The organism is Halospina denitrificans (assembly GCF_004364635.1).
GTDB lineage: Bacteria > Pseudomonadota > Gammaproteobacteria > Pseudomonadales > Oleiphilaceae > Halospina > Halospina denitrificans.
Genome location: NZ_SOAX01000001.1, coordinates 1 through 20,999 on the forward strand (window position 1 = coordinate 1; position 20,999 = coordinate 20,999).

Annotated in this window: 20 protein-coding genes; 4 read left to right on the forward strand and 16 right to left on the reverse strand. The window is 60.0% G+C overall.

Annotated features, from left to right (window positions below; translation table 11 throughout):
- Positions 1 to 168: 168 nt before the first annotated feature.
- The 6 genes from DES49_RS00005 to DES49_RS00030 form a co-directional block, all read right to left on the reverse strand.
- On the reverse strand, positions 169 to 888 hold the full coding sequence (locus DES49_RS00005; RefSeq protein ID WP_133734342.1) for a hypothetical protein: 720 nt from the start codon (positions 886 to 888) through the stop codon (positions 169 to 171).
- A gap of 28 nt (positions 889 to 916) precedes the next feature.
- Positions 917 to 1,828 (reverse strand): N-acyl homoserine lactonase family protein, encoded by a 912-nt coding sequence (locus tag DES49_RS00010; protein WP_166645937.1) that lies wholly within the window; start codon positions 1,826 to 1,828, stop codon positions 917 to 919.
- Positions 1,829 to 1,891: 63 nt separating this feature from the next.
- Positions 1,892 to 2,161: a type II toxin-antitoxin system BrnA family antitoxin gene (gene brnA / locus DES49_RS00015; protein ID WP_133734344.1), complete on the reverse strand. Its 270-nt coding sequence runs from the start codon at positions 2,159 to 2,161 to the stop codon at positions 1,892 to 1,894.
- Positions 2,151 to 2,414: a BrnT family toxin gene (locus DES49_RS00020; protein ID WP_133734345.1), complete on the reverse strand. Its 264-nt coding sequence runs from the start codon at positions 2,412 to 2,414 to the stop codon at positions 2,151 to 2,153. Before DES49_RS00020 ends, brnA begins: the two co-directional genes overlap by 11 nt.
- Before the next feature lie 130 nt (positions 2,415 to 2,544).
- A complete protein-coding gene (locus tag DES49_RS00025; protein WP_133734346.1) occupies positions 2,545 to 3,297 on the reverse strand; it encodes an endonuclease/exonuclease/phosphatase family protein in 753 nt (250 codons plus the stop codon).
- A 491-nt stretch (positions 3,298 to 3,788) separates the two neighbouring features.
- Positions 3,789 to 4,667 carry a tetratricopeptide repeat protein gene (locus DES49_RS00030; protein WP_133734347.1) on the reverse strand — a complete coding sequence of 293 codons (879 nt, stop codon included), beginning with the start codon at positions 4,665 to 4,667 and terminating at the stop codon, positions 3,789 to 3,791.
- Positions 4,668 to 4,904: 237 nt separating this feature from the next.
- On the opposite strand from DES49_RS00030, the gene DES49_RS00035 reads away from it, so the two are divergent.
- Positions 4,905 to 5,873 carry an integron integrase gene (locus DES49_RS00035; RefSeq protein WP_133734348.1) on the forward strand — a complete coding sequence of 323 codons (969 nt, stop codon included), beginning with the start codon at positions 4,905 to 4,907 and terminating at the stop codon, positions 5,871 to 5,873.
- 232 nt (positions 5,874 to 6,105) lie between these two features.
- On the forward strand, positions 6,106 to 7,020 hold the full coding sequence (locus DES49_RS00040; protein ID WP_166645938.1) for a patatin-like phospholipase family protein: 915 nt from the start codon (positions 6,106 to 6,108) through the stop codon (positions 7,018 to 7,020).
- Here DES49_RS00040 and DES49_RS00045 read toward each other — a convergent pair.
- The 4 genes from DES49_RS00045 to uvrD all read right to left on the reverse strand — a co-directional run bounded on the left by DES49_RS00045 (position 6,948) and on the right by uvrD (position 11,577).
- Entirely contained in the window at positions 6,948 to 7,889 is a 942-nt protein-coding gene (locus DES49_RS00045) for a TIGR00266 family protein (RefSeq protein WP_133734350.1), read from the reverse strand. The two genes, DES49_RS00040 and DES49_RS00045, sit on opposite strands and share 73 nt — an antisense overlap.
- On the reverse strand, positions 7,886 to 8,590 hold the full coding sequence (locus DES49_RS00050) for a TIGR00266 family protein (protein ID WP_133734351.1): 705 nt from the start codon (positions 8,588 to 8,590) through the stop codon (positions 7,886 to 7,888). The genes DES49_RS00045 and DES49_RS00050 overlap by 4 nt, the downstream gene beginning before the upstream one ends.
- 2 nt (positions 8,591 to 8,592) lie before the next feature.
- Positions 8,593 to 9,285, reverse strand: a complete 693-nt coding sequence (locus tag DES49_RS00055; protein WP_133734352.1) for a TIGR00266 family protein — start codon at positions 9,283 to 9,285, stop codon at positions 8,593 to 8,595.
- Positions 9,286 to 9,420: 135 nt separating this feature from the next.
- Positions 9,421 to 11,577, reverse strand: coding sequence for a DNA helicase II (gene uvrD / locus DES49_RS00060; RefSeq protein WP_133734353.1), 2,157 nt, complete (start codon positions 11,575 to 11,577; stop codon positions 9,421 to 9,423).
- Between the two features lie 146 nt (positions 11,578 to 11,723).
- Here uvrD and DES49_RS00065 point away from each other — a divergent pair, with 146 nt between their 5' ends.
- Together DES49_RS00065 and DES49_RS00070 are read left to right on the forward strand one after the other, a co-directional pair.
- The gene (locus DES49_RS00065) at positions 11,724 to 12,581 is read left to right on the forward strand and encodes an SIS domain-containing protein (protein WP_243864773.1); all 858 of its coding nucleotides are present in this window, start codon (positions 11,724 to 11,726) and stop codon (positions 12,579 to 12,581) included.
- Positions 12,582 to 12,778: 197 nt separating this feature from the next.
- Complete coding sequence (locus tag DES49_RS00070; RefSeq protein ID WP_133734354.1) at positions 12,779 to 13,153, forward strand: DUF6746 family protein; 375 nt, start codon at positions 12,779 to 12,781, stop codon at positions 13,151 to 13,153.
- A 53-nt stretch (positions 13,154 to 13,206) separates the two neighbouring features.
- Here the strand turns inward: DES49_RS00070 and DES49_RS00075 are convergent, their stop codons facing one another.
- From DES49_RS00075 to DES49_RS00095, 6 genes are all read right to left on the reverse strand, one after another.
- The gene (locus tag DES49_RS00075) at positions 13,207 to 16,314 is read right to left on the reverse strand and encodes an efflux RND transporter permease subunit (protein WP_133734355.1); all 3,108 of its coding nucleotides are present in this window, start codon (positions 16,312 to 16,314) and stop codon (positions 13,207 to 13,209) included.
- Positions 16,315 to 16,338: 24 nt separating this feature from the next.
- On the reverse strand, positions 16,339 to 17,934 hold the full coding sequence (locus tag DES49_RS00080; RefSeq protein WP_166645939.1) for an efflux RND transporter periplasmic adaptor subunit: 1,596 nt from the start codon (positions 17,932 to 17,934) through the stop codon (positions 16,339 to 16,341).
- Positions 17,924 to 18,235, reverse strand: coding sequence for a hypothetical protein (locus DES49_RS15435; protein WP_166645940.1), 312 nt, complete (start codon positions 18,233 to 18,235; stop codon positions 17,924 to 17,926). Before DES49_RS15435 ends, DES49_RS00080 begins: the two co-directional genes overlap by 11 nt.
- 62 nt (positions 18,236 to 18,297) lie before the next feature.
- Positions 18,298 to 19,578 (reverse strand): TolC family protein, encoded by a 1,281-nt coding sequence (locus DES49_RS00085; protein ID WP_133734357.1) that lies wholly within the window; start codon positions 19,576 to 19,578, stop codon positions 18,298 to 18,300.
- A gap of 4 nt (positions 19,579 to 19,582) precedes the next feature.
- Entirely contained in the window at positions 19,583 to 20,554 is a 972-nt protein-coding gene (locus DES49_RS00090) for a M56 family metallopeptidase (protein ID WP_133734358.1), read from the reverse strand.
- A 3-nt stretch (positions 20,555 to 20,557) separates the two neighbouring features.
- Positions 20,558 to 20,968, reverse strand: coding sequence for a BlaI/MecI/CopY family transcriptional regulator (locus tag DES49_RS00095; RefSeq protein ID WP_133734359.1), 411 nt, complete (start codon positions 20,966 to 20,968; stop codon positions 20,558 to 20,560).
- Positions 20,969 to 20,999 lie beyond the last annotated feature (31 nt).

Consider the following 20,999-nt stretch of genomic DNA (forward strand, 5'->3'; position numbering starts at 1 on the left):
GTCGTAGTTGTAGGGCTTGAATCGGGGCATGCGAACGGCTCCTTGTTGCTCGGTGCCAGCCTATCAAATCGGGGGTTTTTCTACAGTCTCAACGCCAATGCGCACCGGCGCACTTTAGTGCGTCCGCGTGGCGCGACTTGTTAGGCGCTTTATAATTCAAACTCCACATCACAGCTTTGCCAAGTCATCTATGAGTTGTGGGTTCCGACTCATGAAATTGAGGTACGACCGACCTAATTTAGATAGGGTATAACCACCGCATTCATCCACTAACAAGCCAGTGCTGACGGGATACGAAACATACTTAACCCAATCCCAGCCTTCAAAGCCATCACCTACGAATTTTTTGATCTCATCGAAATGTTTCTGCAGACCTTCCCTTGATATGTAGTTGTTATTTTCGGACATGATTGAGAACAAATTAAATTGAGACCTAAACAATACTTTATTTATATCTGAAAACTGAATTGCGCTCTGAAGCAGAGATATTTCTTTGGCGAGAATCTCCCGTTCCTCCTCGCTTGAGAGGTCAAGTGCCTGCAAATGTGTTAAGACCCCTTCGTAAATTTCCTCACTCAGCTCCGTAACTGCTTTTGAATGCCTATCTCTAATGGCTTCAATAGTCATGCTTTCAGGTAGTGCGGCTGAGCTGGTTCCCATCGACTCTTTGGTTTCAGATGACTGCTTGGCGGCCACGAACTTTGCCGAAATACCAGTGGTCGTTGCAGATACCTCTGAAACCGAATTCCTAGACAGAAAGTTGCGGACAGAATCTGCGATGCTGGATCGAAATCTCAGCGCGATTAACAGCACAACTACCGGCCAAGCGAGAGCGTTGATAATCTCGACAATTACTTGGGGAGTCCATGTACAAGCAAGATCTTCCATCTGGTTTCCTTACGCCTAACGTTGACGCTCAGCCGACGCTGAACCGCGCAGCGGTTGAGTGGTCGGCTGGAGCACCTTGTTGGGCGGGATTGGACGACAAGTACTCCTGAGCCGCGATGTCGTGCGACGGTAAGATAACGAGCTCCGGTAAATGCCGCTTGAGCTCACGTACCTTTTCATACGAGTCAAGCAGTTGAGCCTTGTTTCCCGTACCAGGTAGTTGATCCTTCATCAGCAACTCCGCTTCGTATGCCAGGTCACCGATCAGCAGCACTGGTGCTCTGCCCTTGATTCTTGCCAACATGGAAATCGACCCCGGCGTATGCCCAGGCGTAGGCAGCAGGATCAGCGAGCCGTCATTCATGACGTCATGACAGCCTCCAAACGGTGCCAGAAGAGGATCATCAGTGTGCTCGAAATCCACCACCTGCCACCGGGCGCCGGGACGCTGCACATGCTCCCCGAAGATAAAGTCTCTCTCCGGGTGAGGCCCAGACAGTTGAGCCCACTCGTTACGACTGACAAGAAGATCTGCCTGCGGCACCTCTGCAATGCCTCCGACATGATCAAAGTGCAAGTGCGAGACGACGACCTTGCGGACATCAGCGACATCGAACCCCAAACCAGCAAGCTTGTTTGTTAGCGTCTCCTCTGCTCGCATCGTGAGCCGAAACAGCCTGCGCATAAAAAATCGCCCGATACGGCTATCCACATACGTCGGGTTCGTCAGCACGGCTGTATCCAGCCCGGCATCGAATAAAATCAAACCTTCGGGATGCTCGAGCACAAAGACGTTGATTGGCACTTCGACCCAGTTGCGCGAGAACAGGACCCACCACATCTGCGGGAGTCTGGTTCCATATCGATGTTCCGTGTGGATGCTCCCGGTACCCGTAGAAAAGACGTGCAGTCCTCCAATAGGGCTATGTTCCTCGGCCATTGGTGACATTTCTCCCTTTTCGCACCCCTGATTTCGGGTGGGTCAGTTGCGCCCAACGCAGAGCTAACGTGCGCCGCTTGCGGCGTCACCGCTAAGCGCCTTGTTAGCAGCATCAGCTTCCAGGCGCTCAACCAACCAGACCTTGATAATCGACTGTCTTGTGACGCCTATTCGGGCTGCTTCACGATCCAACGCCTCAACAACCCAGGACGGAAAATCAACATTGATACGCTTCTGTTCCTGGTTCACCCGGCGTGCTGTCGAAAGGTCCAGATCGTCAACGACATCTTCCTTATCCGCATCAAACTTTTCCTCGAACTCTTCAGCATTCATACAGCTCTACCTCTCTCTTGCGAGCCCGCCTGACAGAGATCAGGCGGATTCGACCTTCTCTATAGGTAACGACAGCAGACCAATGCTTTGCTCCGATCCGGCCAATGATAAGAAAGCGCAGTTCGCCTTCTGTTTTAGCCTGAATTTCCAAAAGATCGGGGTCTTGCCAGAGCTCTTGCGCCGCCTCGAAGCCAATGCCGTGCTTCAAAAGATTGGCCCTGCTCTTTTCGTCGTCGAACTCGAATTCTTCCATGAGTATAAATTATCCCTTTTTTACTCATTAGGCAAGATCATGGAGGGGTAGGTACAGCTGCTAACGCCCGGCTCACGCGCCGGTTTGGAGCCGCGAAGCGGCGGAAAATCGGTCGCTGTGCAGCCGATTGTTAACTGTTGATGCTCAACGTCAGCGGTACGTGGTCACTTATTGAAATCCACTCGTCGTGTTGACCGACCTGCAAATTACATTCTTCTGCAACGTCTGACGAGGTGAAAACGTAGTCAATGTGATAGGCCTTCTCGCGGTTCCGCTGCAAGAAAAATGTCGGGCTGGTCTCATTGCCCTGTTCTTCCTCGAAGACTCGATGATACTGGCTCTTGAAACCCATCTCACTAAGCTCGGCAACTACGTCCGAGTGATTCCACCAGCGGTCCGGCTTATCCCAGCGCACATTGCTATTAAAATCACCGAGAATGACTGTCTTTGGCCCGCTAAGATCGTCACGGTGAATCTGAAGGTACTTCCAGAATTGCCCCATGTAGCCAAATGCTTCTTCATTGCGCCCCTTCGTCCAGACGGCCAGCACGGTGAAATCTCTATTGATAGTGAAAGGGAGAAAAAGCCTGAGATCCTCCGTGCTCCAATTCAGTGTTTCACTTTTGCTGAAAAGCCCAGGGACGGAAAAGCTGCCACTCCAATTTAACTTTTCGACTCGATGACCGTTTCGCGGAAAAATGCCGATGCCGCGACTTTTTGACTCGCCCACCCACAGGTAAGAACCGGCCCACTCTCTATATTCGGGGGTCGACAGCGCAGGATCTTCACATTCCTGAACCACCAAGACATCAGCTCGCAAGCTATCTGCTTCTGCAAGCTTTCGTCTGAGTGCGCCATTACAGTTCCAGGTTACGACTTTCATAGATAAGACAGTTAACGCAGAGGTAACCGGCGCCGGAGCGACAGCGTAGGGGACCAAAAGCGGCACGCTTTTGGCGTCCGGTTGACCGACTTGTTAGTGGCAGGCCCTACGGGAGCACGCTCCCCGCCAATAAACAACAACCGCCCACTCCGTTGCCCCTGCACCGGCTACCGCCGATGCTCCGTGATTGAAACCACCGCCAGCGTTGCGGTGAACGAACCTGAACTCAAAGGTAACCGATCTGCAACTGGCTTGCGCCGAACAGCCCCACGACTGTGGCACCCACTTCTCTAACCAGGCCGAACTCAGCTGAGCTACCAACTCCCTCTCCGATGCTGACGGCCTTGGCCGAGCAACGACATTTCCGGCTTTCTGACAACCTTCCGCCAAGGCCCTTGGCACACGGCCAACGAAAGGCCCGGAGCCACAGCCCACTAACGCCAAGATAAACCGCCGGTTCTGCGTGGAACGCAGTACCGGTCGGTTTTCATCTACTGGTTAAATTTTTCAAGTCGCTCCAAGGCCTCTTGAGCCTCGGTTATTCCTCCAGCAGCTGCTTTCTCCATCCACTGAACACCTGCTTCATAATCCTCGTAACCCATCCACCCATCAATCAACGCTAATCCACAGTTATACTGAGCGGGTGGATACCCTTTTTGAGCAGCCTTCTCAAAGAACTCTCCAGCTTTGGCGCTGTCCTGAGGCACAAAAAGACCTTCCAAGTGCATAGTCCCAAGATTGTATTCTGCGTACATTCTCAACTTGCCATTCTTACTGGCAGCTTTCTCAAAGTATCGATAAGCCTTCTCATGGTCTTCTTTTACCCCTTTCCCATCCGAATATCGGGCACCAAGCTCGATCAAGCCCTGCTCGCTACCCAACACCTCCAACTCCTTTAGGTGACGGATGGCTCTGGCCTCGCTGTGCTCCTCATTAGCGTCAGCCATTATCCGGTGATAAAAGATTCTGAATTTGGTCATAAGACCACTGGGCATGAGTCTGGCCAAAACTCCGCGAGCCACCGGAACATTATTGCGACGCAGGCATGGGATGCTCTTGATAGGACCAAATGAAGGTCGGCAATGGGTCCACTGTAATTTACGGTCAGTGACTGAGGCCCCACAGCTTTTACAAAGTAGCCGTGTCTTATGGAGCTTTCCCGACAAGCCCAGAGCGCCAATAAGAAAGAATCCACCTAGGAGGGAAACCCCTGCGCTTACTTGCAGAAATAAAACACCAACACCACCCAAGAACAGGATGAAGCGCAGTAAGAAAATAGCGATGTTCTCAAAATCCAGCGGGAGCACCCAATTGGTGTCACCACCGCAGCTGAGACAACGCACCCCTTTATCCTTTTCTTGCGCTTCCAAGGTTCACCATGTGGGTGTGATCTACAAATTTAACAGGTAATGGTTAGAACTCTTTATTATCGATATTCGTGACGTCGGTATAGCGCCAGTTTCTTCTATCGGAGATTCTGACGCAAACCCGTTAACAAATAGCACCTTAGCGCAGAATCCTGGATCGTGCTGTGTAATCGTTTGACTTCTCGCTTTTGCTCTTTCAATAATACTGTATACTTGACCAGTATTAGGCAAGGAGGCGCCATGGCATCAACGGGAAGCACCAACCTCAAACTACGCGACCAGGTCCGCCGGGTGATCCGGCTTAACCGATACAGCATTCGCACCGAACAGTCCTACTGGTACTGGATTCGCTTCTATATACGCTTCCACGGGGTTCGTCATCCCCAGGAAATGGGCCCGAAGGAGATTCAGGAGTTCCTTACCTGGCTGGCGGTTGAACGCAACGTAGCAGCCGCCACCCAGAATCAGGCACTGAACGCTATTGTCTTTCTCTACGATAAAGTCCTGGGTATTCCCGTTGGTGATATCAGCGGCACCACCCGAGCAAAGAGGCCTCCTCGACTCCCGGTGGTTCTCACCCATGATGAAGCCATGCGGCTTATCGCGGAGCTGTCGTCTCCCTACGATCTGATGGCCTCGCTGATGTACGGGGCGGGGCTGCGCGTTGTTGAATCGACGCGCCTTCGAATCAAGGACGTGGACTTCTCCCGGAGTATCATCACGGTCCGTGACGGTAAAGGTGGCAAGGACCGGACAACGTTACTCCCCGGCCCTCTTCTGGAAAAACTAAAGAACCATATGGGACGGATCCAGGCGGAGTGGAAAATGGCCAATCCTGATTACTGGGTTCCTGTAAGCCTTCCCTTTGCCCTCGCCAGAAAATACCCCAACGCCGGGCAGTCACTGGAATGGCAATGGCTGTTCCCATCCCATGACTGCGTTCCCGATGAATCCGGCAACATTGTTCGTCACCACATCCACACCAGCAGTGTCCAGAAAGCGGTAAAAGCCGCGGTCAAACGGTCTGGCATCGGCAAGGCAGCGGGTTGTCACACCTTGAGACACACCTTTGCTACGGAGTTGCTCAGGCGGGGTAGCGATATCCGCACGGTTCAGGAACTATTGGGCCATTCGGACATACGCACAACCCAGATCTACACGCATGTGCTTGGCCAGGGCTTTGCCGGGGTTTCGAGTCCGCTGGGCTGAGTGGCTTTGTTCGGGCACGCTACCGCCCGGCGGACTTTAGTCACCGTTTAGTGAGCGTAGTTGGGCCCAAAACCCGGCGCAACCTGCCAGGACTGGGCTGTGACGACATTCCATCCAGGCACTCAGGCTCGTGCTGTCACAAAGCTTTACATCAATTCCAGTGGCATAACGCCAACCCTTTCCGGACAATATGGGCACTGTTTTCCACGCAACCGGATCAAGAACCGCTCCCATGGCCCGTTTTGAATCGCCGTTCGTCAACCGTGAACCCACCTTCGGGCTTGCCCTGGGCGGTGGTGCTGTTTTCGGCATCGCCCACCTGGGTGCGCTGAAAGCACTGGAAGAACATGGACTGCGCCCCACGCACCTTACGGGCACCAGCATTGGGGCCATCATGGCCTCGCTCTATGCCTTCGGGCATGCGCCGGAAGCCATCCGGGATGCCTGTTCGGAGCTGGACTGGTGGCACCTGTCCAGTTTCGGGTGGTCGAAATACGGGATCATGAACAATTCGGCCATGGGTGATTTCGTGCGCCATCACATTGGTAACCGGCATTTTTCCGAATCGCCCTATCCCATGGCGTTTATTGCCACGGACCTTGCCTCGCGAACGAAAGTCATACTGGACGAGGGGGACGTTGCCACGGCAGCCATGATCAGCGCCTGCGTGCCGGGGCTGTACAGCCCAATCGAGCGCGATGACCAGTTGCTGGTGGATGGGGGGCTGGTTGAGAACGTGCCGCTCTCGCCCCTGAAACGCTGGGGTGTGGACTTTGTGATGGGGATTGATCTTAACGGCAGCCGGCGGCGGCGTGAGCCGGGCGGGATGTTCGATGCCCTGGTAACCGCCTTCGACATCGCCATCGACAGTCACACCCAGACCCAGTTGGCGGAGGCGGATTACGTGCTGTCACTGGATCTTGCCGATTACGACCGAACCGATGCCCACCAGAGCGGAGCACTGTTCGAAAAAGGCTATGATGCCTGCAGCAAGGCCATTGAAACCATCAGGAAACAGCGCGCGCGCAAGGCACCCGGTTTACTCGGGCGCCTGACCGGCCGTCTGGGAGCGGCTCAGCCTTTGGATTTCTTCACCGGGCGGAATGGACGAAGCCAGGACGCAAAGGCATCCACGCGCCGGGTCTGAATCCACAGCTTCCCCTGTCCGGAAAACCGGCAGACGAAACCTTCCCCCGAGAACAGCTGGGACTTGTAACCGCTTAGCGTGCTGATCCGGTAATCCAGCGTGTCCTCAAACGCAGCGATATAGCCTGTATCCACGACATACTCATCGCTCACGTCAACCTCAATGAGTCCGCCGTAGCTGTTGAACCAGAGATCGCCGGTCCCGCTGCACTTGACCAGGAGGAGGCTCTCACTGGAGAAAAACCCCTTGGCCAGCCCCTGCCATTGGGTATCGACCTCAACCTCCGGCGTCGAGGCAACATAGGCAGAATTCTGCAGGAAGACCGTTTCACCCCGCAGATAACGATGAACCATGTCCCCTGGTGCACCCGGTGCAATGCCGATCTCTCCGGGTCCGCCTTCGGCGGTGAACTCATTGATGAAAAGCGATTCGCCGGAGGCCCAGCGCTTGAGGCCACCACCAGCATTTGTCTTCATGTGGATGTTGGTATCCATGGTTGCCATCGCGGAAGCTTCGACGTTCAGGGTCTGGCCGGCTGGCAACTGGACCGTTGCGAAGCTGTAATCCGGCCTTCCTTCAATCTCAAACGCCAGGCCGGACTGGGTCGGCTTTTCCGAGGGCTTGCCACCGCCACTCGACATGACCTCGACGCGGCAATCCACCCAAATAGCCTGCAGCGCCTTCTGATACCTCTCGGCACCGGCCGAATCCAGACCCTTCTTGATGGTCATCGGCGCTTTGTCGAAGACCGCACGTACTTTATCGTCCGATAACCTGAAACGCTTGCCAAAGGTTGCAAGCACCTGTTCACGGGGCTGATCGGTATTGATGTCACCAGTGATAACGATCTGGTAGCGCGTTTCACTCATGGTGAGTCTCCTTGCCGTTGGACACGGCGCTCGCGCAGATGCGGCCCCAGTGCAGCACCGAAGCTTTCCGGATTGTGGGACTGGCACCAGACCCTGCCCTTGCCCCGGAAACGGCACACAAGCCCTTCCCCGCCGAGAAAGGAATGCCACCAGCTCTTGCTGGCCCTGCCTATCCGGAAATCCAGGCTGTCGTCAAACGCCACAATATGCCTCGTGTCCACAACATACTCGCCCTCCACCTCTATGGGGTAGATGGCGCCAAACGCATTGACGATCACCTTGCCAGCGCCACTGAGACGTACCCAGAACATGTTTTCGCCAGAGAGAAGGGTCCTGGCCCCCTGCCAGCCAAGATCCACCCCAACACCCTGTCCACAGGCCACAAATGAGCCGCCCTGAACCAGCAGACTCTCATCGTCCAGCTCGAACTCCATCATGTCGCCCACCAGAGCGCTGCCCAGCCAGAGGTCACCGCCACCTTCGGAGGGCTCGAAGTGGTTCAGGAACAGACTTTCACCGCTGAGCATTCGCCTGGCCGCTTTCCGCAAGCCACTCTGATCCCTCCTGCGGGTTGTTGTGGCAACCTTCATGTTGCCTGTCATGGCAATCATGGCACCCGCCTCGGCGGTGCACGCCTCGCCCTCACCGAGCTCCACCTTTGCAGCGGTTGCACCGGGCTGATGAACAAATTGGATCTGCATAATCACCCTTGCTCGCTGTTTGCTGATCGCTCAGCACTGCCAATTGCGCCGCCAGGCGGCAAATTCGGGTTCACCCACTCACTGATGCTGCGAACGGAGCGCGTCTGGACGACCAGCTTGCCCTTGCCCACAACCCGTGTAACGCCTCCTTCACCGCCGGAACGCCGCATCCTGAGTCTGAGTGACGGGGAGTAGGCCACCAGGTGGCTGGTATCAACGATATACTCGCCGTCGATCATTTTCTCCACCAGGGCACCACAGGCGCCGTACCAGACGCGGCCCTTGCCACTGACCACCAGCTTGAACAGTCCCTCCCTGGCCAGCCAGGAAATGAAGCCTGCCCACCTAAGCCCCAGCTTCACGCCCTCGCTGGAGGCGATTAACGCCCCCGGCTGCAGGCAGAACCGGTCGTTCTGTTCAAGGTCCAGATACTGCATCTGGCCCGGGGTTGACTGCACAAAGGTTATCCGGCGCGAGCCGCCGGACTGGTTGGTGTAATGACTGATAAAGAACGACTCGCCCCCGAAGAGCTTACGCAGAAGTGCCCGCCAGAAGCCTCCGTTGGTCTTCGCCCTCAACTCCACATCCGGCGCCATACTCGACATGGCGCCGGATTCAGCGATGATGGTCTCGCCGGGCGCCAGATTCACGTTCAGGTACGAGAACGCCTTACCCCCCTTGATCTCCGTCTCCATTAGCGGACTCCTGTGCCTGCTGTCATCGAAACTGCCTTGCCTTTGGCTTCAAGTAAAGCAGATTCGCGGTGGTTGCCAAGGAGGCGGTCGCAAGCCCCTCAACCGCGCGGGGATTTGTTGAAGGGGGACTCGCTATTACGCCCGCTCCAGCGGCGCGTAAGCCAGCACCAGCCACTTAGCCCCATCGGAGAAGTTCACCTGCACCCTAGCGTGGGCGCCCGCGCCCTCGGCATTCATCACCACCCCTTCCCCGAACTTGGGGTGGATCACCCTCTGGCCGAGTTGGAAGCCGGTGTCCGCATCGCTGCTGGTGGCGGCGGAGCCGGCACTGCTGAACATGGCCGGGCGGGAGACGGTGTTGCGCAGGCGCACTTCGCGCAGGTGTTCGTCGGGGATTTCGCGGATGAAGCGCGAGGGCGCATTGAAGCGTTCCTGGCCGTAGAGCTTGCGGGACTCGGCAAAGGTCATCACCAGTTTCTGCATGGCGCGGGTCATGCCCACGTAGGCGAGGCGACGCTCCTCTTCCATGCGGCCGGGCTCCTCGGCGGACATGCTGTGGGGGAATAGGCCCTCTTCCATGCCGACGAGGAAGACCATGGGGAATTCCAGGCCCTTGGCGGAATGCAGGGTCATCAGCTGGACGCTGTCCTCGTCCGCCTCGGCCTGGGATTCACCCGCGTCCATGGCCGCGCGGGCCACGAACTCGCTCAGTGGGTTCTGGTCGTCCTCCACCCGGAACTCGCGGGTGGCACCCACCAGTTCGTCCAGGTTCTCCACCCGGGCCTGGCCCTTCTCGCCCTTTTCACGGGCGTGGTAATCGCGCAGGCCGGTGTCGCGGACGGCGCGTTCGGCCAGGGTGTGCAGGGGAAGGTTCTCGTGGTTGTCGGCGATCTGTTCAATCAGGTCCACGAAGCTCTGCAGGCCGGTGCGGGCCTTGCCCTTGAGCAGTTCGTGGTGGAGCAGGTTCACGGTGGCCTGCCAGAGAGAGACACCTTCACGCCGGGCGGCCTCGCGCACGGTCTCCAGTGCCTTGGCACCCACGCCCCGGGTGGGCAGGTTCACCACCCGCTCAAAGGCCGCGTCGTCGTGGCGGTAGTTGACCAGGCGCATGTAGGCCAGGGCGTTGCGGATTTCCTGGCGGTCGTAGAAGCGCAGGCCGCCGTAGACGCGGTAGGGAATGTCCTGGCGCAGCAGGGACTCCTCCAGCACCCGGGACTGCGCATTGGAGCGGTAGAGGATGGCGCATTCGGAGCGCGCATTGCCCTGCTGGGCCCAGGCGCTGATGGTGTCGGCGATGTAGTTGGCCTCATCCAGCTCGTTGAAGGCGGAATAGAGGTCGATGGGCTCGCCGGTTTCGCCGTCGGTCCACAGCTCCTTGCCCAGGCGGCCCTGGTTGTTCTCGATCACCGCGTTGGCGGCGGAGAGGATCGTCTGGGTGGAGCGGTAGTTCTGCTCGAGGCGCACCAGCCGGCTGCTGCCGAAATCCTGCTGGAACTGCTGGATGTTCTCGATACGAGCGCCACGCCAGCCGTAGATGGACTGGTCGTCGTCACCCACGATGGTCATCGGTACCTGGTCACCGCTGAGTACGCGCAGCCAAGCGTACTGCACAGCGTTGGTGTCCTGGAACTCGTCCACCAGCATGTGGCGGAAGCGGCGCTGGTAGTGGCTGCGCAGCTCGGGCTTTTCCAGCCACAGCTCGTGGGAGCGCAGCAGCAGCTCGCCGAAGTCCACCAGCCCACTGCGTTTGCACTGTTTCTGGTACTCCCGGTAGAGGTTGATCATGGTGGTGGTGAACACGTCCCCATGGTCCTCGATGTAGTCCGGGCGCAGGCCTTCGTCCTTGCTGGAGTTGATGAACCACTGCACCTGCTTCGGCGGCCAGCGGCTCTCGTCGAGCTGGAGTTCGCGCATCACGCGCTTGATCAGCCGCAGCTGGTCGTCCGCGTCCAGCACCTGGAAGTTCTCGGGCAGGCCGGCATCGCTGTAGTGGGCACGCAGCAGCCGGTGTGCCAGACCATGGAAGGTGCCCACCCACATGCCGCGGGTGGAGATGTTGAGCATCTGCTCGATGCGCCCGCGCATCTCCCGGGCGGCCTTATTGGTAAAGGTCACGGCCAGGATGCTGGAGGCGGGCACCTGCTCCACCTGGATCAGCCAGGCGATGCGGTGCACCAGCACCCGCGTCTTGCCACTGCCGGCCCCGGCGAGCACCAGCACATGGCTGTCCGGCGCGGTGACGGCCTCGCGCTGGGCGTCGTTGAGGGGATCGAGGATGGGGGAAACATCCATGCCGCGTGACCTTCTATTCCGGTGTCTGAAAGCGAAAGGCAGTATAACAGGGGACGGCGCTACTGCGTATCCATACAGCCTTTTTTGCCGCATCCCTCACCCGGCGGCTATCATGGTGGGATCACGCAGCCCCGGGGCCAACGACCGTGAAACAGCCACAGATCCTGCAACACCTCCGCAACCACCGCCATGAACTGCGCAAGTCCGAGCAGAAGGTGGCGGAGTTCGTCCTGCAGAACCCGCAGGAAGTCATCCACATGCGGATCGTGGATCTGGCCACGGAAGCCAATGTGAGCGAGCCCACCATCGTGCGCTTCTGCCGGTCGCTGGACCAGGACGGCTTCCAGGGCTTCAAGCTGGCGCTGGCCCAGCAGCTGGTGCGCCAGGAGGCACTGGTGCCCTTCGCGGTGGATGTGACCGACGACCCGGAGGCCCTGGGCCACAAGCTCATCAACAACACCCGCGACTGCCTCGCCCAAGTGCGCGATGCCATGGACTGGGAGGCGGTGCAGCGCGCCATCGGCAAGCTCAGCCAGGCGCGCCACATCGAGTTCTGGGGTTTCGGGGCCTCGGGCATTGTCGCGCGGGACGCCCAGCAGAAGTTCTTCCGCCTGGATGTCTCCACCAGCGCCTATTCGGACCCGGACATGCAGCACATGGCGGCCGCCACCCTGGGGCGGGAGGATGCCGTTGTCGCCATCTCCCACAGCGGCCGCACCAAGAGCCTGCTGGAAAGCGGCACCTATGCCCAGATGCAGGGGGCGAGTGTGATCGCGATCTGCCCGAGCAACACCCCGCTGTTCGAACTCTGCGACATCCCCATCCCGGTGGAGATCAACGAGGACAACGAAACCTTCACGCCCATGAACTCGCGCCTGGCCCACCTGGTGATGCTGGATACCCTGGCTACCGGCGTCTACCTGCAGAAAAGCCCCGAAATCGACAGCACCCTGGATGCGGTCAAAAGCAGCCTGTTGCCACTGAAACAGCCGCCCCGAGGCTAGCCCGGCAACAGGCGCAGGCCTTCTTGAGTCGCCTCGACTGGGCAATGAAATCTGGTGCATTGAATGCGACTATTCTGCAAGGTGCTCTATAATACCAGCACCCTCTCCAATCGGCTGATTGATGTTATTCTGTATTAGAATATACTAATATTAATATGGCATTTACGCCACGCGCAAAAGACTAGAAGGAACATTCCATGAACGTCACGATCCGATATGCGTGTTTACTATCACTGCTTTTCGGGGCACTCAGTGTGAGCGCCGAGGATCAGCCGCAACACTTCGAGGGCAAAGACTCGGAAACCCTGGAAGAGGCGGTTGAAAACCTTGAAGAAGCCAGTGAACGGATGGAAGAGCTTCTAGAGGAAGACGATCTGAGCGGGTCGGAAATGGGTGAGATCCACAGACTCACCTACACGCTGGAGAAAGCAATGGCAAGGATTCGTGAGGAAGCCGAAATCATGGCTGAAGACCTTGAGCGGGTTCACCTCGGCTCGGAGGCCCGCGATGTGGAGCAGGTCCGCCGCTACGGGGAAAAGTTCGTCGAAAAAGTTGAGATCCTGACGGATTGAAGCCTTCGCGCCAGGCGAGCCCTCCAGCAACAGCTGACGGACTCGCCTTGGCTTCAGCCGACTGACCCCGTATCCCGGTTCACTCGTGTCGCACTGCCAAAACGCAGGTACAGCGCCGGCAGAACCACCATATTCAGCACCGTGGACGACAGCAGCCCGAACAGGATCACCATGGCCATCGGCGCCTGGATCTCACTGCCCGGCTCACCAGCACCCATGGCCAGCGGCACCAGCCCCAGACCGGCGGAAAGTGCCGTCATCAGAATCGGGATCAGCCGCTCCAGCGTGCCTCGCCGTACCGCACCAACCGCGCTTTCGCCTTCCTGCTCGCGCAGGGTGTGAATGTGGCTCACAAGCATGACCCCGTTACGTGTCGCGATTCCCAGCAGCGCGATGAACCCGATCATGGTGGCGATGGACAGGATCCCGCCGGCAACAAACAGACCGGCGACGCCACCAATCAGCGCCAGCGGCAGATTGATCATCACAAGTACCGCATCACGCACCGAATTGAAGGCGACGTACAGCAACAGGAAGATGCCGGCCAGAACGGCCAGGGCCAGCCAGAACAGGGCCGTTGAGGCCTCCTGGGCGGCCTCGAACTGCCCCCCGTATTCGACGCGATAACCTTTGGGCAGCGTGACCTCGTCCGACACCCGCTGCTGGGCGTCACGGACAACGCCTACAAGGTCCGGGTCATCGACGTTCGCGCTCACGATCATCTTGCGCTCCACATCTTCGCGCATGATGGTGTTGGGCCCGCGCGTCTCGCGAATGTCCGCCAGGGCATGGAGCGGAACCCTCGCCCCGTCCGGCGTCGCAACCGAAAGCTCACCAATGGCCTTGCTGTCGCGCTTGGCATCGGGTGGCAACCGCACGACCAGATCAAAGGCCGTCTCGCCTTCCATCACCCGGGAAACGGTCTCTCCGGTGAACGCCGTGCGCATAGCCTCAGCCACCTGCTCAACACGCAGCCCGTGGCGGGCAATGGCATCGCGCTTGAAGTCGACGCTCAGGAACGGAATCTGCGCGCGGGGCTGACGTGTCAGATCCACGATACCAAGCACACTTTCCATCGCACCCTCAACGTCCTTCGACAGCCGCCGCAGTTGATCCAGCTCGGGACCAAACAACTTAACGGCAAGGTTCGCCCGGGTTCCCGAAAGCATATGATCAATGCGGTGTGACAACGGCTGACCGATGACGATGTTGGTTCCGGGCACGGCAGACAGCTCCTCACGCAGCTCCTTGAGCAGCGCCGATTTGGAACGATCCCCCATATCCAGGGACACGTCGATCTCGCTGGCATAAACCGCCTGGGCATGGGGATCCTGCTCTGCGCGCCCAGTCCGGCGTGCCGTGGAGGTGACTTCGGGATGCGAAAGCAGGATGTCCTCAACCATGCCTCCCAGCCGGTCGGATTCCTCCAGGGCGGTGCCGGGCTTCGTGACCGCGCTCACCGTCAGCGAGCCTTCGTTGAATTCGGGCAGAAAGGACTGGCCCGCCAGACTCAGCGCCAGCGAGGCCCCCGCCAGCCCCAGAACGGCCACGCCGGCAACCAGCTTCCAGCGGTGGAGGGTCGCGTCCAGGATCGGCGCGAAGACCTCCTTGGTCCGCTCCACCAGGCGTGGTTCCTTCGCCTCGCGGACCGTGCGCGAGTTCGGAAGGATGAGGCTCGCCAGCGCCGGCGTCACCGTGATCGCTACCAGAAGGCTGGCGCCCAGCGCCACGATGTAGGCAAAGCCCAGAGGCCCCATAAGCCTGCCCTCGATGCCGGGCAGGAAGAACAGGGGTGTGAACACCAGCATAATAATGAAGGTGGCGAAGACGATGGACCCCTGGATCTCCACGGTCGCCGGCCCGACAATCTTCTCCGGTGGTAGGCGCTCGTGTTCCGGAAGGGCCGCATTGCCCCGAAGCCTTCGAACGATGTTCTCCACGACGATGATGGCGTCGTCCACCACGACGCCGATGGCGATGGCGAGCCCGCCCAGGGTCATGGTGTTGAGCGTTCCGCCGAGCGCCCGCAGCGCCAGTACAGCCGCGATCAATGACAGGGGGATGGCCAGAAGGCTGAGTGCGCTGGCGCGCAGGCTCACCAGGAAGAGCATAACGATGGCAACCACCAGGATGCCCCCGTCACGCAGCGCTTCCAGAAGGTTGTCCACGGCGGTGTCGATGAAGTCCGCCTGGCGGAAAAGATCCGTCCTGAGCGTGACGCCGTCCGGCAACTCTTCACGCAGACTGTCAATTTCCCGGTCAAGACGCTGGGTCAACGCGAGGGTATTTTCGCCGGGTTGTTTCTTGACGCCCAGAATCGCAGCGTCTTCCCCGTTGCGTGAACCGGTGCCCCGAACTGGCGCCGGTCCCACGCTCACCTCGGCCACATCACGGACCTTGATCGGCTGCCCGTCCCGCTTCTGGATGACGGTATTGCCGATCTCCTCAACGCCGCTCACACGCCCACTACCATGGATGAGCAGCTCACGCCCGTTATCCACGTAGAACCCGGCCGAGACGTTCCTGTTGGTCGAGCGAACCGCATCGGCCACCTCATTGACCGCAATATCGTGAGCCGCCAATCGCTCGGGCTGGACCCTGACTTCATACTGCTTGATATCGCCACCGATGGTGATGATCTCAGCCACGCCGGGCACCGCCTGAAGCCGCCGCCGGACCTGCGAGTCGGCGGCCGTGCGCAGGGTCATGGGGTCGGCATCTCCGGTCACCGCCAGGAACATCACCTCGCCCATCACCGAGGTCACCGGAGCCAGCGTCGGCTCCCCCGCGCCCGGCGGCAGATCATCGCGCACCGACTGCAGTTTCTCCGAAACCACCTGTCGCGCCCGATAGATATCGGCCCCCCAGTCGAACTCCACGGTCACCACGGAAATCCCGACACCAGTCGAGGAACGCAGACGGCGTACGCCGTTCGAGCCGTTCAGGGCGGTCTCCACCGGATAGGTGACCAGGCGCTCCACCTCCTCGGGCGCCATGTTATGCGCCTCGGTGACGACGGTGACCGAGGGCGAGGTCAACTCCGGAAACACGTCCACCGGGCTGCGCATGGACTCGTAAACGCCCCATCCGAACAGAATGGCGGCGCCCACGATCACGAACAGGCGGAAGCGGAGCGACCATTGGATGGTTTGAGCAATCATTGATTTTCCTTTTTGGTCCCGGGGTCAGTGGGTATGCCCATGCCCCGCATCGCCGCCGCCACTGGCCGCGAGCCGGACGAGGTAGCTGCCGTCGACGACCACCCGGTCACCGTCTTCAAGCCCCCGGCGAACCGCCACGTAGTCACCGGCGCGGATGCCGAGGTTGACCACACGGCGCTCGAAGGTTTCGCCGCCGTTGGCGAGGTACACCACGGTCTCGCCGGATTCACGCTGAACAGCGGAAACCGGCACCGCCAGGGCACGCTTGCTGTCACCGTTCCACACACGAACTTTGGCAGCGGTTCCTACCCGGTGATTAGCCTCGTTCGACAGCTCAAAGATGACGGACCGGGTCCGGCTCGACGCATCAATCAGCTCGCCCGCTGATACAAGACGGGCACCGTTGTCCGGGTCTACCGTGAAGCGCTGATCACTGCCCGCCGGCGTGTACCAGGCTCCGGCGGGCTGCTCCAGCGCCTCCGACTCGGAAACGCGCGCCTCAAGGCGCAGCCGCTGGCGGTCAACGACCCGCAGCATGGGTTCACCCTCGTCCAGGTAGCTGCCGGGACCCGTCATCACCTCGGCCACGGTCCCGGCAGTCCCGGCCATGACCGGGACCATTGCTGCCGCCTCAACGGGTTCATCGCCCTGCTGATAGGCCTCAAGTCGCTGTCGCGCGGCTTTCAACCCTGCCTCGGCAACCCGCGCTTCAACCCGCGCCTCAATCACGCGCCGCTGCGGAATCGCCTCCTTCTCAAAGAGCCCCTCCAGGCGACGCCGTTCGCGCCGGGCAAGGCGCACCTGTCCTTCAGCTTCCTCAACGGCCAGTCGCAGGCTGCCCACATCGGTGCCCACACCGAGCCGGGGAACCAGTCGCGCAACGACCGTATCGGCCTCAACCCGCTGACCAGGCTCCGGCCAGCCATCCTCGGGTGGCTGAACCCGGCCCGGAACAGGCGCATGGACCCGGCGGTCCCGGCCGGGCAGGGCCCTGAGGTACCCCGTTGCGGGAACGGACTCGCGCAGCCGGCGTTCACCCACGGTCGTGGTATGGAATGGCACCCGCCACTGTTGTTCCTTGGTGAACTGGATTTCGCCCTCCGGCGAGTCGCCCAGTTGCTCCGGCACCGACTCAGGGTCCGCGTAGACACGGACGTCCGGAATAATGTGCTCACTGCTGCGCTCATCGTTCTTCCAGGCAATCTTCAGGTCGAAGGTGCCCGCGTCCCGGGGCTCGATGGTGGGTGTATAGAGCCCATCACGGGTGGGCCGGGAAACACGGAACCCGGCAACAACCTCACCGTTCTTTTCCAGCGTTACGGTGAGTTCGCCCTCCGTGACCGGATCATATTGCTCAAGGCGGCTCAGGTGGACCGCAAAGCGCGATCCCTCCCCTGCGACCAGAGCCGGATACTCGAGAAACAATTCGGTATCGTCGTTATAGCGGGTGACCACCGCCGAGGGCCTGCCCTCGGAGTCCGGCTCATGGGCCTCTTCCCCGTGACCGGCGTCGCCATGGTCGTGGCCATGGTCATCGGAATGATCCCCACACCCGGCCAGAACCATGACCGCAACACACACGGCCAGGACACTGAACGCGGAGCGCCAGTCAGTGATCATGGCCGTGCTCCCCGTCATGGCCGTTCCCGTCACCGTGGCTATGGTCTTCGTCTTTGTCTTCCGCGCCTTCATGGGCCTCATCGTGCTTGCTGTCATCGCCATCAGAGCCCTGATGATGCTCGTCCTTTTGCTCCGCCTTGCTCTTGTCGGAGTCCTCATCACCGTAGAATGCCTCGGTCTCCGGTTCATCAGAATCATGGGAGTGGTCATGCTCCCCGTCGTGGTCGTGGCCGGTACCGGCAACAGCCAGGCCTGCGCAAAGGCAGAAGAGGAACAGGGTGGATCGGATGATGGCTCTCATCGTGGTTCTCCTTTATGGACTGAATAATCAAAGGGTTCTGGGTTCAGGGGGATGGCGTGCGTTCAACGCTCCCAGCCCCCGCTGGACTGATGGAGCTCAATGGCAGCAACACGGGCTTCGTGCGCCATCTCAAGCGCCCGCAGGCGCGCATCGAGGTGACCGCTGTAGGCATCGAGCAATTCCAGGATGCCGATCTCACCAGCGCTGTAACTGGATTCGGCGAACTCGGTCAGTTCCCGGGATCGCGCCAGGGCCTCACTCCGAAAGGTCTCGATGCTCTGGATGAGGGACCGGGTCTTGCGCCAGAGTCCGCGCACCCTGGCGCGGGCCTCCTGCAACTGCCGCAGGCGGCGGGCCTCCGCCTCGTTACCCCGCGCCGCGGCCTCAGCAGCCTCCGCCTGTCCCTGGTTGAATACAGGAAGAGGGAGGCTGACGCTGAGCAGCAGCCCCCCGCCGTCAGCACCAGGCTGTTCGACACGGTTCAATCCAACGCCAACCGTCGGATCGGGAACCCAGGCGCGGCTTGCAGCCCGCTGAGCCAACTCGGATGACTCTGCGCTGGCCTCAAGCCGCTTCAGGTCAGGACGCTGGTCGAGCCGATCCATATAGGTCTGGAGAGGCGCCGATACGTCGGGCTGGAGTTCACCCGCCAGACGTTGGCCGCTGTGCTCTTCATTGGTACCCAGCAAGACATGAAGCGATTCGCGCCTGTATTGCAACGCGGCGTTCGCTTGATCCAGCCGGGCCCTGAGCCCCGCCCGTTCACGTTCGACCCGGCTCTGGTCGTAGCCGGAAATATCGTCCGCCTGACGGCGTTCTTTCACCATGGCGACAACCTCTTCCATACGCTCGAGCGCGTCACGCAGGGCCTTGACGCGCCGCTGTTCCAGCAGTGTCGCGTAGAACCGGCTGCGCACCAGACCGCGATGCCCCAGGCGGCGCCAGTCATTGCCGTAACGAATGCCGGCGGCCTCGACCTGGGCGGCGCGCGCTTCAAGCCCCTTCTGACCGGAAAAATCAAATTGTTGAGAGAGCGAATAGATCCGTTCCGTGGTCGTGGCGCCCCCGGCATCAACGCTTTCCTGACTGACCTCAAACGTTGGGTTGGCCCAGCGGCCGGCCTGCTCCTTCCGTGCCTCGGCGCCTTCCACGCGGGCCGCCAGCTCGCGGCTCAGGGGTTGATAACTGGCCGCTTTCTCCAGGGCCTGGTCCAGCGTCAGGCGGGGCTCCGCTAGCCCGGACTGGGTCACGGCAAAACCGGCCAGCAGGACGATCCACCCGCCCAAAAACCGAGCCGTAATCGGTTTTTTCAGCCGTAGTTGTGTTGGATTGCGCTTGTGCATCGATTTATCCCAGGAAAGAACTCAGAAAGGATTCCAGTGCATGGTGAGCCGCCGGTGAGGCCATCACGGCAACCAACAGCAGGACGAGGACACCGGAAAGCAGCACGCCACGGGGGCGAAACGCAGGCGAAACGGAAACCAGTGCTTCCACCCGCTCGTCGATCAGGCCCCCCGTAAATGCCAGATCGCCAACCCGGTATGGGTTGGCACGGGCCACCGCAAGAATGGTTTCCGCAACCATCAGTCGATCACCCACCACGATGGCGGCACGCTCGTCCGCTGTCTGCTCTGTGGCCAACAGGAACTCTTGCAACAACACGCGGCGCACCGCCGGCAGATGCAGCAGTGCGCCGAACCGGGCCAGCAGAAGCAGCAGGGGATCGCGGCGCGCGCAGTGGGCCGACTCATGCGCTTCGACCACGCGCCTCTGGGAAGCGCTCAACAGATTAACCAGGCCGTTCGAAAGCACCATGCGTGGATGAAGGAGCCCCAGAACGCCGGCAAAAGGGCGTTCCGTGGGCAGCATCAGGGCTCCCTCACCACCACTGCCGCCACGCGCCATTCGCACCAGCGACTGATAGGAGCGGTACTCGCGCGAGAGTGTCAGAACATTGCGCGCCAGCAGCATCGCCAGGCCGCCGCCAATGAGACCCAGCCAGAGTGAAGCCCAGGGCAGTTCCAGCTCCGTGCCCGGGTGCAGCACGCAATGGTGATGACTCGCCCCGGCACCGGCCGGGCAGTGGCCGTCATAGAGGCCAAACAGGGAGGCAATCGAGGGTCCGGCTACCACGGCGGCGAGCAGGACACCGCCCAGCAGTGGCAGCCAACAGGCGGCCAGCAGGACAGCCGCGCGCCGTGGCGGGGGCAGCCGACGGATGACCGGCATCAGGGCCTTGCCCAGCAGCGGCGCCAACAGCGCGGTGGCCACCGCCCCGACCAGCACAACCTTGAGAAACACCAGCATCAATGACGCCATGGTCTACTCCAGGTCCCGACCGGTTGAGTCAGCCCGGCGCTTGCGCTCAATCAGCGCCTGCAGGCGGTCCAGACCCCGCTCATCCCGCTCGGCGGCAAAGTCGACGAAAGCGCTCAGCAGGGATTCCTCCGGCAGATTCTCAGCCAACGGGTGGGTGACCTGATCAATCAATCGGGCCAGGAAGGCTTCGCGGCTCATCGCCGGGCGGTAAACGTAGGCGTGACGCTCTTTGGTTCGGGTCAGGAGTGACTTGCGGTACAGACGTTCCAGTGTCGACTGGACGGTATTATGGGTGATACCCCGCTGAACACCGAGCCGGCCATGCACCCCCTTGGCGTGGTCAGCCCCCCGGTCCCAGAGATCCTCAAGCACTGCATGTTCCAACTCACCAAGCTGGATGGTTCCCTGACTCATGACCCACCCCAAAAACCGATTGGTGATCGGT

What these genes read in the sequence shown, in the direction of transcription:
- DES49_RS00005 (WP_133734342.1), bottom strand. Translation starts at nt 888, where the DNA reads ATGGAAGATCTTGCTTGTACATGGACTCCCCAAGTAATTGTCGAGATT.
- DES49_RS00010 (WP_166645937.1), bottom strand. Translation starts at nt 1,828, where the DNA reads ATGGCCGAGGAACATAGCCCTATTGGAGGACTGCACGTCTTTTCTACG.
- brnA (WP_133734344.1), bottom strand. Translation starts at nt 2,161, where the DNA reads ATGAATGCTGAAGAGTTCGAGGAAAAGTTTGATGCGGATAAGGAAGAT.
- DES49_RS00020 (WP_133734345.1), bottom strand. Translation starts at nt 2,414, where the DNA reads ATGGAAGAATTCGAGTTCGACGACGAAAAGAGCAGGGCCAATCTTTTG.
- DES49_RS00025 (WP_133734346.1), bottom strand. Translation starts at nt 3,297, where the DNA reads ATGAAAGTCGTAACCTGGAACTGTAATGGCGCACTCAGACGAAAGCTT.
- DES49_RS00035 (WP_133734348.1), top strand. Translation starts at nt 4,905, where the DNA reads ATGGCATCAACGGGAAGCACCAACCTCAAACTACGCGACCAGGTCCGC.
- DES49_RS00040 (WP_166645938.1), top strand. Translation starts at nt 6,106, where the DNA reads ATGGCCCGTTTTGAATCGCCGTTCGTCAACCGTGAACCCACCTTCGGG.
- DES49_RS00045 (WP_133734350.1), bottom strand. Translation starts at nt 7,889, where the DNA reads ATGAGTGAAACGCGCTACCAGATCGTTATCACTGGTGACATCAATACC.
- DES49_RS00050 (WP_133734351.1), bottom strand. Translation starts at nt 8,590, where the DNA reads ATGCAGATCCAATTTGTTCATCAGCCCGGTGCAACCGCTGCAAAGGTG.
- DES49_RS00055 (WP_133734352.1), bottom strand. Translation starts at nt 9,285, where the DNA reads ATGGAGACGGAGATCAAGGGGGGTAAGGCGTTCTCGTACCTGAACGTG.
- uvrD (WP_133734353.1), bottom strand. Translation starts at nt 11,577, where the DNA reads ATGGATGTTTCCCCCATCCTCGATCCCCTCAACGACGCCCAGCGCGAG.
- DES49_RS00070 (WP_133734354.1), top strand. Translation starts at nt 12,779, where the DNA reads ATGAACGTCACGATCCGATATGCGTGTTTACTATCACTGCTTTTCGGG.
- DES49_RS00075 (WP_133734355.1), bottom strand. Translation starts at nt 16,314, where the DNA reads ATGATTGCTCAAACCATCCAATGGTCGCTCCGCTTCCGCCTGTTCGTG.
- DES49_RS00080 (WP_166645939.1), bottom strand. Translation starts at nt 17,934, where the DNA reads ATGATCACTGACTGGCGCTCCGCGTTCAGTGTCCTGGCCGTGTGTGTT.
- DES49_RS15435 (WP_166645940.1), bottom strand. Translation starts at nt 18,235, where the DNA reads ATGAGAGCCATCATCCGATCCACCCTGTTCCTCTTCTGCCTTTGCGCA.
- DES49_RS00085 (WP_133734357.1), bottom strand. Translation starts at nt 19,578, where the DNA reads ATGCACAAGCGCAATCCAACACAACTACGGCTGAAAAAACCGATTACG.
- DES49_RS00090 (WP_133734358.1), bottom strand. Translation starts at nt 20,554, where the DNA reads ATGGCGTCATTGATGCTGGTGTTTCTCAAGGTTGTGCTGGTCGGGGCG.
- DES49_RS00095 (WP_133734359.1), bottom strand. Translation starts at nt 20,968, where the DNA reads ATGAGTCAGGGAACCATCCAGCTTGGTGAGTTGGAACATGCAGTGCTT.